Source organism: Rhodococcus sp. ACPA1 (genome assembly GCF_002300195.1).
Classification (GTDB): Bacteria; Actinomycetota; Actinomycetes; order Mycobacteriales; family Mycobacteriaceae; genus Rhodococcus_F; species Rhodococcus_F opacus.
Window position 1 is genome coordinate 1,181,833 of sequence record NZ_NSDX01000003.1, and the last position, 16,112, is coordinate 1,197,944.

The window sequence follows — 16,112 nt, forward strand, 5'->3', positions numbered from 1 at the left end:
TGTCCCTGCTGGGCAGTGAAACCGCATACGTGTGGGTGTTCTGATGGGCGCTCCGCGAGGATACGACGAAGACCGTGCGCTCGAAGGAGCGCTACGGCTGTTCTGGCTCCGTGGCTACGAAGGCGCGTCTCTGGCCGAACTCCTCGGTGCGACAGAATTGAACCGCGCCAGTTTCTATCGCGTGTTCGACAGCAAGGAAGATCTGTTCACGCGCGCGGTCGAACGCTACCAGCAGAAGTATCTTTCCTTCCGTGACGATGCGTTGGCCGAACCCACTCCGCGGAGAATCGTCGAGAAACTGCTCTATGGCCTGGTCGATCTGCATACAGATCTGAGCACACCTCCAGGGTGCCTCGAAACCAATTCCGCACTGTCGTGCTCGCCGGAGTCGAACGACGTTCGGCTCGAACTGATTCGAAGCCGGGATCAGACCCTGTCCTCGCTCGAAGCGCGGTTCGCTGTGACGATGCGCCATGAGCCGCTGCCGCCGAGCATGACGCCGGCGAGGGCCGCCTTCTACATATCGACGGTCGTCCAGGGGATGGCTGTTCAGGCGAAGCACGGCACGAGCAGACGTGAGCTCCGTGACCTTGTCGACTCGATTGTGTCGTCGTGGTGAACGCGTAGGTTCCGTCGTGCTGTCCGGCCATATCGGCGTTCAATCGCATTGTCAGGCTTGAACACTGAAGTGTCTGCGGGCGACAGCGGGTCGGGATTCTCGTCGTCGGAGACCGCGGACAGCGTCTCGTTTTCCTTCATGGATTTCGCTGATGTCAATCTTTCAGCGGATAAAAGTGGAATACGGAATCCTGTTCCGGAATTGGCGAGGGCCTGGAACCGCGGTTCTGATTACTGCGTCTGAATATGCATTCTGAATAGCGATTCTGATCCGATGTTTTCGGGATCCATGCACCTAGAAGGGCTGCTGTCTCTAGTGTTTGGCAATTCTGCGTCCATTCTCGATTAGCCGTTGACAATTCATCTGTGACGTAGCACTCTTGCACGCATCGCAATGTTGGGGATCACCCAATTCTCCCAGAACAGACCTCCCCGAGTGCAAACGTCTCGAGTAATTCTGCGCCTCGTCGAGGTCAGGCAATTGGATCACCAGAAAAGGAACAACATGAGTGCACGTGCGCCCAGGCACCTCAACCCGTGGGGCGGGACCACCGAGATCACCTCGAGGGCTACAGGCTTCTTTCGAGTCGAGAGGATCGACGGCCGATGGCGGTTCATCGACCCCGCGGGGAACGGATTCCTCTCGGCAGGTGTCAATCACGCGGAGGACACAGACCTCAAACACCACTACAACGCACACATCTGGCGGGAGAAGTACGGCGACCGCGAGACCTGGATCCGCGATGGCGTTGTACGCGACCTGACGGAATGGGGCTTCAACACTCTCGGTTGGACGCAGCAGTGGGTCAGCGGTGGTGGGGAGCTGATCACCGACTGGAACAAGACCTTCGACCTGCAGCACTCACAGGGATTCAGCGCGGCAGACTACGAGACTGCGGGGATGCCCTTCGTCCAGAACTTGCGGGTGGCACAGATCGAGGACTGGAACGGCAACCCGATCCATCCGGACGTGTTCTCGTCTGACTGGGAAGACTTCGTCGAGTACCAAGCGCGCCGGGTCTGTTTCGACCAGGCCGACAACGAGAAGTTGCTCGGATACTTCATGGTGGACATCCCGGCGTGGCTACCCCATGCGTCGGGAAGTGACTTCCCGACGTTGCAGGGGCTCGGCCCCCGGGAACGCGACGAGCGGCTGTATCAGGTTGCGCACAAGTACTACGAGACGGTGACTCGTCACATCAAGGCGCAGGACCCGAATCACCTGATTCTGGGCGACAGATACAACGGGAACAAGGGCATTCCGCAGCCGGTCCTCGACGCCGCGCGGCCGTTCATCGACGTCCTGTCGATTCAGTACTTCACAGATGAGCGCCAGAACCACGAAGTCATGCGCAACGACCTTTCGACGTGGTCCGCCGGCATCGACAAGCCCGTTCTCATCGCGGACATCGGTAACTGCGCCCCCACTGCGCTGAACCCCGATCGCACCGCGCTCCCCGATCATACGGCACGCGGTGACGACTATGTTCGGAGTCTCGGCGGCGTACTCGGCGAACCGTGGCTGATCGGCTGGCACTGGTGCGGATACATCGAGAACGACGCCCGTGGCTGGGGACTGAAAAACCATGAGGATGAGCCTTACGGCGATCTCGTCAACCGGGTCCGTGCGTTCAACGGGACCATCTACGACGTAGCGGCAAGGATGTCCGATGCGTAGGGTTTCCGACGAGCAGAAGCTCATCAACGCGGCATCGGGTCTCCGCGATCCTCTTGCCCGCCGGTCGTTTCTGAAGCTCGCGACCCTGGCGGGGGCCGGCATTGCGGCTGCTCCGCTTCTCGCCGCCTGCAATCGAGAGTCGGCCGCCATGAGCGGGACGATCCGGTCGGCCACCGGCGTCGACCTTCAAACCGGGCGCATCTCGCAACAGATCTACGGTCTCACCAACGACTACTGGAACAGCTGGAACGCTGGATACGAGGCGGCCACGAAGGCACTGCAGTGCAACGCTCGCCAGTTCTACCACGACAACGATCCTGCGAAGCAGGTCGGACAACTCCAGACTGTGAAGGCGACCGGTAGTCGGATGCTGATCGGGGCGCCCGCGACCGCAGGGATCGTTCCGGCGATGGCACGGACCGTTCAAGAAAATCAGACCTACTGGGTGCCGTCGTGGGAACTCCAGCCGTGGCTGACTCCGATCGACGTCGGGGACTTCCTGGTCGCTCACGTCACGCCGCCCTCGGAGAAGATCGCGTACGAGGTTGCGACCGAGCTCTTTCGGCAGATCGGGAACGCGGGAAAGGTCGTTCACATCGCCGGTCTGAGGGGCTCGACGCCCGATCTGTACCGGAGTGCGGGGCTGGCTCGCGCCGTCGCCGAAAACCCTGGAATCGAACTTGTCGGCGGACTGTACGGAGAGTGGGATCGCGAGAAGTCGCGATCCGTTATGTTGAACATGGTCACCGCGTATCCGGACATGGTCGCGGTGTTCGCTCAGAGTGACGCACAGGCGAACGGTGTCCTGAGCGTGCTCGAGGAGCGAAACATGCGGCACGTCAAAGTCTCCGGTATCGACGGCAACAAAGAGAACCTGCAGAAGATCATGACCGGGCCCAATATGGCGGTGACCCACATGTCCGTTCCGCCGCACCTGGCGGCCTACTCGGCGGTGGCCGTCTTCGACGCGCTCAATGGATGGAAACCCGCCCTGCCGGAGCGGATGATGTACCAGGAATCCACCTTGATCACCCGTGAGAACGCGGAAGCCGCGTACGACAAGGTCTACCGGGGCCGGCTTCCCTACGACGTCGCAAAGATGAGTCGCACACTGAATCCGAGAGACTGGGACCCCCAGAACTTGATGCTTCCTATCGATCCCGAGCTGCACTGGCGGGGTCTCGACATGGCCGGTCGTTCCCTCAACGGAGCTTACTCGGAGCCCGGTTTCAAGGCCGAGTTCAACCGAGTGGCAGCGGAATACGCGGATCGTTACCGGTCCGGCCCCTTCAAGTCCTAGAGGAGGAATCGTGGAAATGAAACTCAGTCAGACCCCTTCTGATTCGCTCGATACGACGTACGACGCTCCTGGGACTCTTGCTCTCAGAATGACCGGAATCACCAAGCGGTACGGGTCGTTCACGGCAGTGGACAGCGTCGACCTCAGCGTACATCGCAACACAGTTCTGGGACTCGTCGGCGAGAACGGCGCCGGAAAGTCGACGATTCTGTCGATTATCAACGGAACGAACAAACCTGACAGCGGTACGATCGAAATCGCCGGCTCGGTCGTGGGCTACGGGCATCCCCTCGAGGCCGCCGAGCACGGCGTCGCGACTGTCTTTCAGGAGCAGGGTCTCATCCCCTCGCTACCGGTATACGAAAACATGTTCCTCGGGCGGGAGAAGCGATTCATCCACCACGGGATTCTGCGGCGCCGTCGGATGATCGACGAGTCCGCGAAGGTGCTACACGACCTCGGCGTGGAAGTCGATCCCACCGTGGCAACCCAGAACCTGTCCTTCGGGCAGAGGCAGCTGGTGGAGATCGGCAAAGCCTTCGCGACCACCGCCGCGCACGATGCACATCCGATAATCCTCTTGGACGAGCCGACCAGTGCTCTGTCGGCCGTGGAGACGGATCTCCTCTTCGACAGCGTGCGGAGGTGGCGAGATCGCGCCACCTTCGTGCTGGTTTCGCATCGACTGTCGGATCTTCAGGCGCTCTGCGATGACGTTGCGGTACTCCGAGACGGCTCACTGATTGCCCAGCTGCCGATCTCCGAGACAACGGACGATCAGTTGCACGAGTTGATGGTTGGACGTAAGCGAGACATCGAATACTACAAAGAGGCTGCCCAACGGGACGCTCTCGGTCCTGTGGTTCTCGACGTGTCCGGTCTATCCAGCGCGGGACGATTCCAGGATGTGAACTTCCAGCTTCGCGAGGGAGAAATCGTGGGACTGGCCGGTGTGCTCGGCTCCGGTAAATCCGATCTTGCACGTGCCGTGGCGGGTATCCAGAAATCAGACCGGGGATTCATCGATGTCGCGGGCGTGCCCCTACGTAATGGTTCGATTTCCCACGCGATCAGGCAGGGCATTCAGTACGTTCCGGCGGAGCGGACTACCGAAGGTGTCATTCTTTCTCATAGCGTCGAGAAGAACCTGACACTCACGTTGCTCGACAAGCTCAGGTACCGCGGCACCGCAGTCCTGAACCTGCGGAGAAGTCGCGCGATGACACAGCGCTGGATCGACAGGCTACGTATCAAGGCGCCAGGACCGGATGCGTTGATCGGCAGGCTGTCCGGGGGAAATCAGCAAAAAGTGGTATTCGGCCGATGCCTCGAACGTGAGCCTTCGATTCTGGTACTCGATGATCCGTGTCGCGGCCTGGATGTCGGTGCCAAAGAAGAACTGTACGAACTGGTCCGCTCCTTCGCGGAATCAGGTGGGAGCGTAGTCCTCGTGTCGGACAACCTGCCCGAGATCATCGGGCTGTCGAACACGATTCTGGTAATGCGATCGGGTGCAATCACCGCGTCGCTGGAGAGCCCGTCGAGCGCGAAGCCCGACGAGCGAGATATCGTCAAGGAGATGGTCTGATCATGACAAGTGCGACTCTCGAAAGAACCACCCTCGACATTTCGGAAACTTTACGAAAGAACAGCACGCTCGTATACCCTTTCGTTTCGGTCTTTGCGATCATCGCGTACTTCACGATCACCAGCCCTCAGTTCCTGACATTCGACAACGCGACAAATATCGGAAGGCAGGCTGCGGTCCTCCTTCTCGTCGCATTGGCTGGGACGATCGTCATTCTGATCGGATCGATCGATCTGTCGGTCGGTGCAAATGTCACCTTGTCAGGGCTCGTGACCGCAGCAGCGGTCGATCGGATCGGGCTTCTGGGCGCCATCACCGCCGGCGTGCTGGCAGGTGCGGCGATCGGCTTCGCCAACGGCGCCATTTACACGGGACTGAAGGTGCCCTCGTTCCTCGTCACCCTGGGAACCATGTCGGTGTGTGCCGGTGTCGCCGGGCACTTGTCCGGGGGTAGTGCAATCGTCTACTCGAGCACGGCGCTTCCCGAGTTCGTCAATTCGAAGTCGCTCCTGGGTATACCCAATGTGATTTTCATCGTGCTGGCTGTAGCGGCTCTCCTGACCGCCGTTTCGTTCCGGACCAAGTTCGGGCGGTATCTGTATGCGATCGGGGGCGGCGAACCGGTGGCCGTACTGTCCGGAATCAATCTGCGCAGGTACAAGATTCTCGCCTTCGTGCTCGGCGGAGCGTTGTGCGGATTGGGTGGGGTCATCCTCACCGGCCAAGTTCAAGCCGGCTCGCCCAGCGCCGGTGATGCGCTCCTGCTGGATTCCATTGCAGCGGTCGTCATGGGCGGAACAGCCCTCTCGGGAGGACTGGGGGGAGCGCATCGGACAGTTCTGGGCGTCGTCGTCATCGCCCTGCTGTCGAACGGTATGGACCTCACCGGCGTGAACAACTTCACCCAGGAGATCGTGAAAGGGCTCGTAGTGGTTGCGTCGGTCGCACTGACAATCGACAGAAGCCGATACAGCTTCATCAAATAGCGACCCACGCGAACATCCGACTCTCTATTGCCCAACGACCACATGGAGGTTACTCGCTGTCATGTCTGACAGAGCCACTACAACGACCCCGTCGGCTTCGACCCGGTTCGGAACCGCGACCCCACCCTATCCAGTGCCGCAGCACAGCCACATGAGCGTCCAGATGCATGATCTGCAGCACGGCCTCGTCCCCGTCGCCGAGGGAGTGCGACTGCACTATGTCGTCGCGGGCGAGGGTGACCCAGTCCTGCTGATACCGGGCTGGCCGCAGAGCTGGTATGCGTGGCGCTACATCATTCCCCTTCTCGTCGAGGCTGGGCGTCGCGTCTACGCCATCGACCCACGCGGATTCGGCGACAGCGATATGCCCAGTGAGGGATATGGTTTGGACAACGTTGCCGAGGACGTACACGTCTTGATCGAGCAACTCGGACTCGCGGGCCCGGACGGCCTCGACATCGTCAGCCACGACACGGGAAGCTGGATCGCACATGCGCACGCCGCGGCGTATCCGCAGGATGTACGCACTCTGGTCCTCTCGGACGCTCATATCCCCTGGGTGTCACCTCTGCCCGAGCGCGGCTATCCCGACGACAGTCTGAACGCACGTCAGTGGCACTTCTACTTCAACCGAGTCGAGGGACTGTCGGAGGCGCTCATCCACGGCCGGGAACGAGAATTCCTCAGCTGGTTCTTCGGCCCGTCCAAGCTTGCGCGCACATGGGTTATCGATTCGGAAGCATTCGAGGAGTACCTCCGTGTCTTCTCCAAGCCCGGAGCGGTTCGGGCGGGACTGAACTACTACCGCGAGGTATTCAGCCCGCGAGGCCGTGCCGCAAGCGAAGCTCGCAAACAGAAGCAACTCGGCATGCCCATGCTGACACTCGGCGGTTCCTACGCTGACGCCGACAACCTGTTCCATACGATGCGCCAGTTCAGTACCAACGTCCGCGACCGCGTATTCGAGGGCATCGGACACCACCTGCCGGAGGAGTGTCCCGAAGAGATGGCCGCAGAGATCGTGGCCTTCTGGGCCGCCGCCGAGGCGGAGCTCGGATAGGCGGCTCCGCCGCCCGTGCGCCTTTCTGGTTGTTCCGGCAATGGCGTTTTCAAGCGGCCGTCGCAACAACGAGTTTCCCGAGACGCTCGGCTGGACTGTCCCAGTCGAGCGTCATACGGGGACGACGATTGAGTTTATCGGCCACCACGTCGAGGTAGACCTCGTCGAACCCGTCCAACGCGATACCCTTGGGGAAGTACTGGCGCAGCAAGCCGTTGGTGTTCTCGTTCGTCCCGCGCTGCCACGGCGAACGCGGATCACAGAAATACACCGGCACCCCCGTCTCGACAGTGAACCGGGCGTGCTGACTCATCTCCGCACCCTGATCCCAGGTGATCGACTTGGCAAGGTGCTCGGGAAGCTCGGTGATCTTGCGGGTCATCGCCGACCGCACCTGCTCGGCGGAATGCCCATCCGGCAGGTGCAACAGCATCACGAACCGGGTCGACCGCTCCACCAACGTCCCGATCGCCGACTTGTTGTTCGCCCCGATGATCAGATCGCCCTCCCAGTGCCCGGGCACCGCCCGGTCCTCGACCTCGGCGGGACGCTCGGAAATCATCACCATGTCCGGGAACTTCCCCCGCCGCTCACCGACCGTGCTTCGGTGTTTACGCAGGTAGCGGCCGGTCCGCAGATGGGCGGTCAGCTCCCGCGTCAACGCTCCCCGGGACTGGACGAACAACGCCTGATAGATCGATTCGTGTGACACCCACATCTCCGGCCGGCTCGGATACTCCCGCCTGAGCTTGTGCGAGATCTGCTGCGGTGACAAGTCCTCACCCAGCCACCCCTGCACCTGCTCCCTCAACTCGGCGTGGGCGGCGAGCTTGGCGGTCTTGGGGCGCCGGGCGCGGGCCTCGGCGTCCCGCTGGGCCCGTGAGGCCAGATACTTCCCGCGATAGGACAACGCCCGCCGCAGTTCCCGGCTGATCGTGGACGGGCTGCGGCCCAGTGCGTGGGCGATCGCCCGGATCGTCCACCCGTCCCGGCGGTATTCGTCGATCTGCTCCCGCTCGGACAGCGACAGATACCGCCCCGACGGGGGAACAGGTCGGCGGGGACGCACCCCACCGACCTGCACCAGCCACCGCCGCATCTGGGTCAGCGAGACCTGCACCTCACACGCCGCGCTGACTGTGTCCTGCCCCGCCCGCAAACATTCCCAGAACTGCTCCCGCACTCGCCGCTCGATCGGCGGCCGCCCCTTGAACACCATCCACAACACCCTTCCTTACCAGGGATGTTGCGTCGACCGACTGAATACGCCAATCACAAAGGCGCACGGGCGCGAAGCGCCTAGAGATCGAGGCTCGTCGCCGGCGCGACCTCGTCGAGGTGCCCGGCGGTGGCCTTGTCCTGAGCGTCGTACCGGCGCGCGCACTCGACGAGGTTCGTCGACATCTCGGCAACAGACTGCTGCAACAACTCCCGTCGATCGTCCAGGTAGGACGTGAACCGGCCGAACGCGGCACCGGTCGCATCCGGCCACGCCGTACTCGAGTCGGCGAGGGCCGCGTCGGTGGTGTTCAGCTGTGAGCACGCCTCGTCGAACAGGATGTCGAGCTGACTGGCCGCTGCGCGTAGGGCCGCTGTGTCGACGTGGGTGGAATCGCTCATTTTCGATCCTTCGTGTCGGTCGAGACGAGATCGGACTCCGCTGATGCGATCGATCCGTTAGGGTACGGGCATTATGCATCCTGGGGGGGATCGTGAATCTGAGGGACATTGCCCGGTGGGACACCAGTGCGCTGCAGGCCGTGCAACGGTCGCTGTCCGCCCGACTGGCCACGATCGGTTTCGTGCAGGACCGTCTCGCCGACATCGGCCGGTTGCCGACGTGGCAGGCGGACGCCGCCGACGCCGCGCGTCGACGCTTCCGGATCGCCGCGGATGATCTGACCGGCGAGGTCGCGGCGATCACTGTCGTCGAGCGGTTGATCCGTGAGATGGTCGACGCGGTCACGCACCTGCAGGCCGAGCTCGACGGCCTCCGCGAAGCGGCTGCCGCCCACGGAATGGCCCTGTCCGACAACGGGGACATCATCGATGCGCCCGGACCGACTGTCGACGCTGCGGCAGCGCGGCGTGACGAACTTCGTGCCGCCGCCCGGGCGTTGATCCTGCAGGCGGAGGACCTCGTCGCCGACGCGGCCGCTGTCCTGACGCGGGCCGCGGACGGCGCGACCGAACCCGGTGAGACGGATCGCCCGGGCACCGGACTGTCCGCCCCGGCGCCGCCGCCGGACGGCTCCCCGCTCGACAACCGCGAGTACTGGGACGCCCTGCCGGCAGCCCAGCGCCGCGAGGTGATCGAGCAGCATCCCGAGTGGGTGGGTGATTGCGACGGAATCCCGTCCGCGGTGCGGCACGAGGCGAACGTCGGCCGGTTCGACGACGAGCGGTCGCGGTGGGAGGAGGAACGGGCCCGGATCCGGGAAAGGCTGGACCGCAACAGGTTCGGCGGAGCCTTCACCGACGACGATGCGGCGCTGTGGTATGCCGAGCAGAAGCTGCGGGACCTGGGCGATCTGGAGAAACTCGTGCGCGATCACCCGGACGGCAGGCTGATGCTGCTCGACCTGCAGTCGGGGGAGCGGACGATGGCCGCGTTCGCGCTCGGCGACCCGGACACCGCCGACCACATCTCCGTCACCACACCGGGCATCGACACGACGGTCGCCTCGCTGCGCGGGATGACCGACGAGGCGGCGGCGCTGAAGGCCGAGACCGAACGGCAATTGGACCTGGCCGGCCGCACCGGTGAGACGGTGTCGACGATCGCGTGGCTGGGGTATCAGCCTCCGGCCACCACCGGTCCGGGCAATTACGACGTGCCGTTCCTCGACCAGAATCTCGGGCGCGGATGGCTCGTCGATTCCTGGCAGTCCGACCGCGCGACGGCGGGCGCCCCGAAACTCGCGTCATTCTATGACGGCCTCGACGTCGCCTCGCAGAAACCCGACCCGCACATCACTGCCCTCGGTCATTCGTACGGTTCGTACACTCAGGGCCTGGCGTTGCAGGATCCGGGACCGGGACAGCCCGTCGACGACGCCGTGTTCTACGGCTCGCCCGGGTTCGACGCGAACGACGAATCGGACCTCGGGTTGGCGCCCGGCCACGGATTCGTGATGCGCGCGCACGACGACCCCATCGCCGTGGTCGACGGGTTCGGCCGGCTCGGACCCGACCCGGTGCAGGCCGACCTCGAACAACTGTCGGTGCGTGAGGCGACCACCCCCGACGGCGTGCGGCGGGAAGACGCCGACGGGCACAGCGAGTACCCACGGCCGAGTGGCAACGGAGAGCTGCGGACGTCCGGCTACAACATGGCGGTGATCGTCGCGGGCATGCCGGAACTGGCGATCAGGTGACGGATGGCGGGTGGGCAGTGAAGGCGGTCGCCGTGATCGGTGCGGCGATCCTGACGAGCGGATGTGGTGGCGTGACGGACAACCCGTACAACTTCAGCGACGAGGAGATCGCGGCGGCGGCAGCGAGCCTGAGCGACCGGCCGACACTCGCGGTCACCGAGCGGCAGGTCACCGATGCGCTGGTGCGGATCAGCGAGGCCGTCGCTGCGATTGCACCGGATGTCCGGTGGCAGTGGCATCGCGAACGCAGCCAGGGCGGCGGATGCCCGGGCCCGTATGCGTACACGGAGGGGCTTTCCGTCACCACGCAGGCATTGCTGTCCGACACCCCGATCGACGACGCGGACTGGCCCGCCGTGCTGGCCGCGGCCCGTGCGATCGCCACCGACGCCGGAATGGACCGACTCGACGTGCACGCCGACCGACCCGGACGCCACGACGTGACGTTCGCCGGTGGAGACGGGAACCGGATCACGTTCGGGACGTACAGGGCAGCGACCATCAGGGGTATCACCGGCTGCCGTCACCCGTGAGTACTTGTCAACGTCCCGCGGTTAAGAAGTACTCACGGGCGGCGGAGCCGCATCGCCGAACGGATCCGACGTGCGGCCGACCAGATCGGCGACCGATTTGAGCACCGCGGTGGGGCGGTAGGGGAACAGTTCCACCGAATCCCGCGTCGAAATTCCGGTGAGGACGAGGATGGTCTGCAGCCCGGCCTCGAGCCCGCAGACGATGTCGGTGTCCATGCGGTCGCCGATCATCAGCGTGTTCGCGGAGTGCGCGCCGATTGCCCGCAGCGCCGAGCGCATCATCAGCGCATTCGGCTTGCCCACGTAGTACGGGTCGCGACCGGTGGCCCTGCTGATCAGTGCCGCAACGGATCCCGTGGCCGGAAGGGACCCCTCTCGGGACGGGCCGGTGGGGTCGGGGTTGGTGGCGATGAAGCGAGCGCCCCTCTCCACCAGACGAATTGCGGTGGTGATCGCTTCGAAGGAGTAGGTGCGGGTCTCGCCGAGGACCACGTAGTCGGGGTCGTTCTCGGTGAGGACGTACCCGATGTCGTGCAGTGCGGTGGTGAGCCCGGATTCGCCGACGACGTACGCGCTGCCGCCGGGGCGCTGGTTCGCCAGGAACGTCGCGGTGGCCAGGGCGGACGTCCAGATCGATTCCTCGGGAATGTCCAGGCCGGTGCGGAGCAGACGGGCGCGGAGATCGCGCGGAGTCCTGATCGAATTGTTGGTCAGGACGATGAACGGGGTACCGGATTCCCGGAGTTCTGCCAGGAACAGGTCGGCCCCGGGGACCAGGTGCTCTTCGTGGACGAGAACGCCGTCCATGTCCATGAGATAGGTCCAGCCCGGGTGCTCTACGTCGTTGCTCACCGACTCAGTATGAGGGAGGGGGAGGGTGCATGCGCGACTATGCGAGCAGGCGGAACAGACCGATGAGGCCGACGACGACGATGGTTCCCCGCAACGCGGTGGGCGACAGCCTGCGGCCGTAGCGGGCCCCGAGGACGCCTCCGAGCAGCGAACCCACCGCGATGAGGCCGGCGGCCGCCCAGCTGATCCGCTCGAAGGCCACGAGCGTGTACGCGGTCGCGGCGACGACGTTGACGATGAGCGAGAGCAGGTTCTTCGCGCCGTTCATCCGTTGCAGGCTCTCCGGCAGGATCGCGCCCATCACACCCATCAGCAGGATGCCCTGCGCAGCGGTGAAGTATCCGCCGTACACGCCCACGGCGAACGTCCCGACGGTCAGCAGGGTGAGGCGCGCCGGGCTCAGGCCGGCCTCGTGGCTGCCGCGCTGCTTTGCCCAGGCCTGGATCTTCGGCTGCAGCACCACCAGGATCAGGGCGAGGATCAGCAGCACCGGGACGACGAGTTCGAACACAGTTTCGGGCAGGTGCAGCAGTAGCCACGAGCCGAGAATCGCACCGCACAGTGACGCCGGTATCTGCCACCGCAGTCGCGGTCCCTGCCCGGCCAGTTCCCGCCGGTAACCCCAAGTGCCGGATACGCCACCGGCGACCAGGCCGATCGCGTTCGACATCGTGGCGGTCACCGGAGGGAACCCGAATGCCACCAGGGTGGGGAAGGTGATGAGCGTGCCGCTGCCGACGATGGCGTTGATCGCGCCCGCGCCTACGCCGGCTACCAGGATCGCGATGACTTCGAGTGGTGTCACCGAGGCGACGTTACAAGGGCGTCGGAAGGCCCGGCAGCCGGGTCGCTCCGCCGCGGAAATACAGGGCTGCACGCACAATCCAACCGCATGATTCGCTGCCTGTCAGTACTTCTGCGCACGGTGATTCTTGTGTCCGCTCGACGCCATTTCCCCTGTGTTGCAGGGAAATACCTCGTGTTGACGGGCTTCGGGAATGCGGCTAGTGTTCGCTTCAACCATCCAGAGCGACCGAGAGACCTGGCTCGTTGACGTCGCAGCAACCCTTCCGAATTCTTCGGGTGCGGGTGCTACCGCCGGGATCGATGGAAGGCAGCACATGAACTACCTTGCGCGCCCTGCGTGGCGCAGACGGCACATCGACCTGTGCCGGACCACCTCCTGCCACTGTTGACGAGGTCTGACAGCACGCTCACCGGGCATTTCGCCCGGTGAGCGACTGACGCGCGCCCGCATCCCGCGGAAGACGCGCCCTCCTCCCGTCCCGTTCCAGGTGAAAGGCCGCCTCCGTGATGACTGTCGTAAGTGGTGAGGGAGCGTGAGCGCCCCCGTTCGGGCGCGTTCGGCCGCGCCCCTCGATTCAGTGCCCTCCGGCGACGCGGACGCCGCGCTGGAAGTGGCACGGACGTTGCATCCGTGGCGGTGGATCGTCAGCGCCGCCGTGCTGGTACTGCTCGCCCAGTTCGTCCACGGCCTCGCCACCAACCCGGGATGGGACTGGGCCACGTTCGCCAAGTACTTCACCGCCGGCTCCGTGCTGCAGGCGCTGTGGATGACGGTGAAGCTGACGCTGTGGGGGACGGTCCTCGGATTCGCCCTCGGCGTGGTGCTTGCGGTCAGCCGCTTGTCGCACAACCCGGTCCTGCAGGTGATCGCCTGGGTGTACATCTGGGCTTTCCGGTCGATTCCGCTGATCGTGCAGCTCTTGTTCTGGTTCAACATCACGTACCTGTATCAGACTCTGTCGCTGGGCATTCCGTTCGGACCGGGGTTCTTCACGTTCGAGGTCAACGGCGTCATCAGCGGTTTCACCGCCGCCGTCATCGGGCTTGCCCTGCACCAGGCCGCGTACTCCGCCGAGATCATCCGCTCCGGCATCATCTCGGTCGACCACGGGCAGATCGAGGCGGCGCAGTCGCTGGGTATCCCGCGCCGACGCCAGTTCTTCAAGATCGTTCTGCCCCAGGCGATGCGCGGCATCCTGCCGAACGCCGCGAACGAGGTGATCAGCCTGTTCAAGGGCACCTCGATCGTGTCGACGATGGCGATCGCGGAACTGTTCTACCAGGTTCAGGTGATCTTCGGCCGCAACGGCCGCGTCGTACCGCTGCTGATGGTCGCGACGATCTGGTACATCATCCTGACCACGCTGTTGTCGATCGGCCAGTACTACGTCGAGCGGCACTACGCGCGCGGATCGGCTCGGGCACTGCCGCCGACTCCGTGGCAGAAGCTCACCCGGAAGTTCGCCGAGATCCGTGACGCCGGTGTCTCCGTACCGAGAGGTGCCACGAAATGACGGTCGAAGCCACTCCGGCGGAGTTCGCGGTGGAAGTTCGCGGAGTCCACAAGTCCTTCGGCGCACTCGAAGTCCTGCAGGGTGTGGACCTGCTGGTCCGCAAGGGCGAGGTGACGGTGATCCTGGGGCCTTCGGGTTCCGGCAAGTCCACGCTGCTGCGCACGCTCAACCACCTGGAGAAGGTCGACCGGGGCACCATCCGCATCGACGGCGACCTCATCGGCTACCGGCGCAAGGGCAACAAACTCCACGAACTGCGTGAACGCGAGATCCTGAAGCAGCGTTCCCGGATCGGATTCGTGTTCCAGAACTTCAATCTGTTCCCCCACCTCACGGTGCTGGAGAACGTGATCGAGGCGCCGGTGTCGGCGCAGGGCCGCGACCGCGCCGAGGTCGAGGCCGAGGCGATCGCGTTGCTGGAACGGGTCGGCGTGCGCGACAAGGCCCACGAGTACCCGCGACAACTGTCCGGCGGCCAGCAACAGCGGGTCGCGATCGCCCGGGCCCTCGCACTGCGCCCGGCGGTGATCCTGTTCGACGAACCCACGTCGGCCCTCGACCTCGAACTGGTCGGTGAGGTCCTCGCCGTGATCAAACAACTGGCACGGGACGGCGCGACCCTCGTGATCGTCACCCACGAGGTGGGCTTTGCACGGGAGGTCGCCGACACGGCGGTCTTCATGGACGCCGGCGTCGTCGTGGAACAGGGCCCGCCCTCGCAGGTCATCGACAACCCGCAGCACGACCGCACCACAGCATTCCTCTCCCGAGTTCTCTGATTCTCCACACCTCGGTGTGGATCCCCGAAAGGCACACATGTCCACCGCACGGTTCCGTTCGAAGATTCTGGCCTCGGCCCTCACCACCGTCGCGCTGCTCGCCGCCGCGTGCGGGGGCGGCGACGTCGAGGACGAGGGATCGGGGCCGACCTCGGCCGCCGGATACAACCTCACCGCAGACCAGAATCGCATCACCACCGACGAGGTCGAGTCGATCGCCGCGAAGGTTCCCCAGCAGATCCGCGACCGCGGCACGCTCATCGTGACAGGCAGTGCCGGTTCCGCCCCGCCCCTGCGTTTCTACGCCGACGACGACAAGACGCTCATCGGCTCGGAGACCGACTTCGCGTACCTGATCGGCGACGTTCTCGGGTTGAAGGTCGACCTCCAGGCCGCGGATTGGGCGCAGAACTTCGTTCGCATCGACTCGGGGGAGGCCGACGCGTTCATCTCGAACGTCACCGTCACCGAGGAGCGGAAGGAGAAGTACGACTTCTCGACGTACCGCCTCGACACGGTCGCGTTCGAGACGAAGAAGGACAGCGGCATCCAGATCAAGGAGCCCAAGGACGTCGCGGGCCTGAAGATCGCGGTCTCCTCGGGCACCAATCAGGAAGCGCTGCTGGTGAAGTGGAGTGAGCAGAACGTCGCGGCGGGGCTCGAACCCACCGACATCACCTATTACCAGAACGTCACCGACTACTACCTTCCCCTCGCGTCGGGCCGGATCGACGCCTACTTCGGGCCCAACCCGTCCTCGTCGTTCCACGTGGCGCAGGCAGGGGAGAGCGAGATCGCCGGAACGTTCTCGGGGGCAGGCGACGCCCTCCAGGGTGAGATCGCCGTGCTCACCAAGAAGGACAACGGACTGGTGACTGCCGTCAACGAGGCCATCAATCACATCATCGAGAACGGCACGTATGCGCAGGTTCTCGACCGCTGGAACATCGCGAGCGAGGCCGTCGGCACGTCGGTCGTCAACCCGCCCGGACTCCCGAAGACCAGCTGACAGGAGGACCA

At 64.2% G+C, this 16,112-nt stretch carries 16 protein-coding genes and 1 riboswitch; of the genes, 12 read left to right on the top strand and 4 right to left on the bottom strand.

Going from position 1 to position 16,112, the window contains the following annotated elements; all coding sequences use genetic code 11:
* Nucleotides 1-43 precede the first annotated feature (43 nt).
* From CJ177_RS16030 to CJ177_RS16055, 6 genes are all read left to right on the top strand, one after another.
* On the top strand, nt 44-619 hold the full coding sequence (locus CJ177_RS16030) for a TetR/AcrR family transcriptional regulator (protein WP_095868244.1): 576 nt from the start codon (nt 44-46) through the stop codon (nt 617-619).
* Between the two features lie 504 nt (nt 620-1,123).
* Nucleotides 1,124-2,296: an agarase gene (locus CJ177_RS16035; RefSeq protein WP_218835112.1), complete on the top strand. Its 1,173-nt coding sequence runs from the start codon at nt 1,124-1,126 to the stop codon at nt 2,294-2,296.
* Complete coding sequence (locus CJ177_RS16040; protein ID WP_095868101.1) at nt 2,289-3,596, top strand: sugar ABC transporter substrate-binding protein; 1,308 nt, start codon at nt 2,289-2,291, stop codon at nt 3,594-3,596. The genes CJ177_RS16035 and CJ177_RS16040 overlap by 8 nt, the downstream gene beginning before the upstream one ends.
* 16 nt (nt 3,597-3,612) lie before the next feature.
* Nucleotides 3,613-5,184 (top strand): sugar ABC transporter ATP-binding protein, encoded by a 1,572-nt coding sequence (locus CJ177_RS16045; RefSeq protein WP_095868102.1) that lies wholly within the window; start codon nt 3,613-3,615, stop codon nt 5,182-5,184.
* Between the two features lie 2 nt (nt 5,185-5,186).
* On the top strand, nt 5,187-6,170 hold the full coding sequence (locus CJ177_RS16050) for an ABC transporter permease (protein ID WP_082764838.1): 984 nt from the start codon (nt 5,187-5,189) through the stop codon (nt 6,168-6,170).
* A 163-nt stretch (nt 6,171-6,333) separates the two neighbouring features.
* Nucleotides 6,334-7,230: an alpha/beta fold hydrolase gene (locus CJ177_RS16055; RefSeq protein ID WP_218835113.1), complete on the top strand. Its 897-nt coding sequence runs from the start codon at nt 6,334-6,336 to the stop codon at nt 7,228-7,230.
* 49 nt (nt 7,231-7,279) lie between these two features.
* Here CJ177_RS16055 and CJ177_RS16060 read toward each other — a convergent pair whose 3' ends face one another.
* Nucleotides 7,280-8,449 (bottom strand): IS30 family transposase, encoded by a 1,170-nt coding sequence (locus tag CJ177_RS16060; protein ID WP_095868104.1) that lies wholly within the window; start codon nt 8,447-8,449, stop codon nt 7,280-7,282.
* Nucleotides 8,450-8,529: 80 nt separating this feature from the next.
* Nucleotides 8,530-8,850, bottom strand: a complete 321-nt coding sequence (locus CJ177_RS16065; protein ID WP_005251649.1) for a type VII secretion target — start codon at nt 8,848-8,850, stop codon at nt 8,530-8,532.
* Nucleotides 8,851-8,942: 92 nt separating this feature from the next.
* Between CJ177_RS16065 and CJ177_RS16070 the strand changes: the two genes are divergently transcribed.
* Both CJ177_RS16070 and CJ177_RS16075 read left to right on the top strand, forming a co-directional pair.
* The gene (locus tag CJ177_RS16070) at nt 8,943-10,607 is read left to right on the top strand and encodes an alpha/beta hydrolase (RefSeq protein ID WP_095868105.1); all 1,665 of its coding nucleotides are present in this window, start codon (nt 8,943-8,945) and stop codon (nt 10,605-10,607) included.
* A gap of 17 nt (nt 10,608-10,624) precedes the next feature.
* Nucleotides 10,625-11,140 (top strand): LppA family lipoprotein, encoded by a 516-nt coding sequence (locus CJ177_RS16075; protein WP_257014555.1) that lies wholly within the window; start codon nt 10,625-10,627, stop codon nt 11,138-11,140.
* A 21-nt stretch (nt 11,141-11,161) separates the two neighbouring features.
* On the opposite strand, the gene CJ177_RS16080 is transcribed toward CJ177_RS16075, so the two are convergent.
* Both CJ177_RS16080 and CJ177_RS16085 read right to left on the bottom strand, forming a co-directional pair.
* Entirely contained in the window at nt 11,162-11,953 is a 792-nt protein-coding gene (locus tag CJ177_RS16080) for an HAD-IIA family hydrolase (RefSeq protein ID WP_005562415.1), read from the bottom strand.
* A gap of 76 nt (nt 11,954-12,029) precedes the next feature.
* Nucleotides 12,030-12,797, bottom strand: coding sequence for a sulfite exporter TauE/SafE family protein (locus CJ177_RS16085; RefSeq protein WP_005254190.1), 768 nt, complete (start codon nt 12,795-12,797; stop codon nt 12,030-12,032).
* A 212-nt stretch (nt 12,798-13,009) separates the two neighbouring features.
* A riboswitch (SAM riboswitch) is annotated at nt 13,010-13,106 on the top strand.
* Between the two features lie 7 nt (nt 13,107-13,113).
* On the opposite strand from CJ177_RS16085, the gene CJ177_RS49395 reads away from it, so the two are divergent.
* The 4 genes from CJ177_RS49395 (at nt 13,114) to CJ177_RS16100 (ending at nt 16,101) form a co-directional block, all read left to right on the top strand.
* Nucleotides 13,114-13,188 (top strand): putative leader peptide, encoded by a 75-nt coding sequence (locus tag CJ177_RS49395; RefSeq protein WP_368681154.1) that lies wholly within the window; start codon nt 13,114-13,116, stop codon nt 13,186-13,188.
* 144 nt (nt 13,189-13,332) lie between these two features.
* Nucleotides 13,333-14,313 carry an amino acid ABC transporter permease gene (locus tag CJ177_RS16090; RefSeq protein WP_373560049.1) on the top strand — a complete coding sequence of 327 codons (981 nt, stop codon included), beginning with the start codon at nt 13,333-13,335 and terminating at the stop codon, nt 14,311-14,313.
* A complete protein-coding gene (locus CJ177_RS16095; protein WP_095868108.1) occupies nt 14,310-15,092 on the top strand; it encodes an amino acid ABC transporter ATP-binding protein in 783 nt (260 codons plus the stop codon). The genes CJ177_RS16090 and CJ177_RS16095 overlap by 4 nt, the downstream gene beginning before the upstream one ends.
* Nucleotides 15,093-15,129: 37 nt before the next feature.
* On the top strand, nt 15,130-16,101 hold the full coding sequence (locus CJ177_RS16100) for an ABC transporter substrate-binding protein (protein WP_025433179.1): 972 nt from the start codon (nt 15,130-15,132) through the stop codon (nt 16,099-16,101).
* The last annotated feature ends 11 nt before the right edge of the window (nt 16,102-16,112 follow it).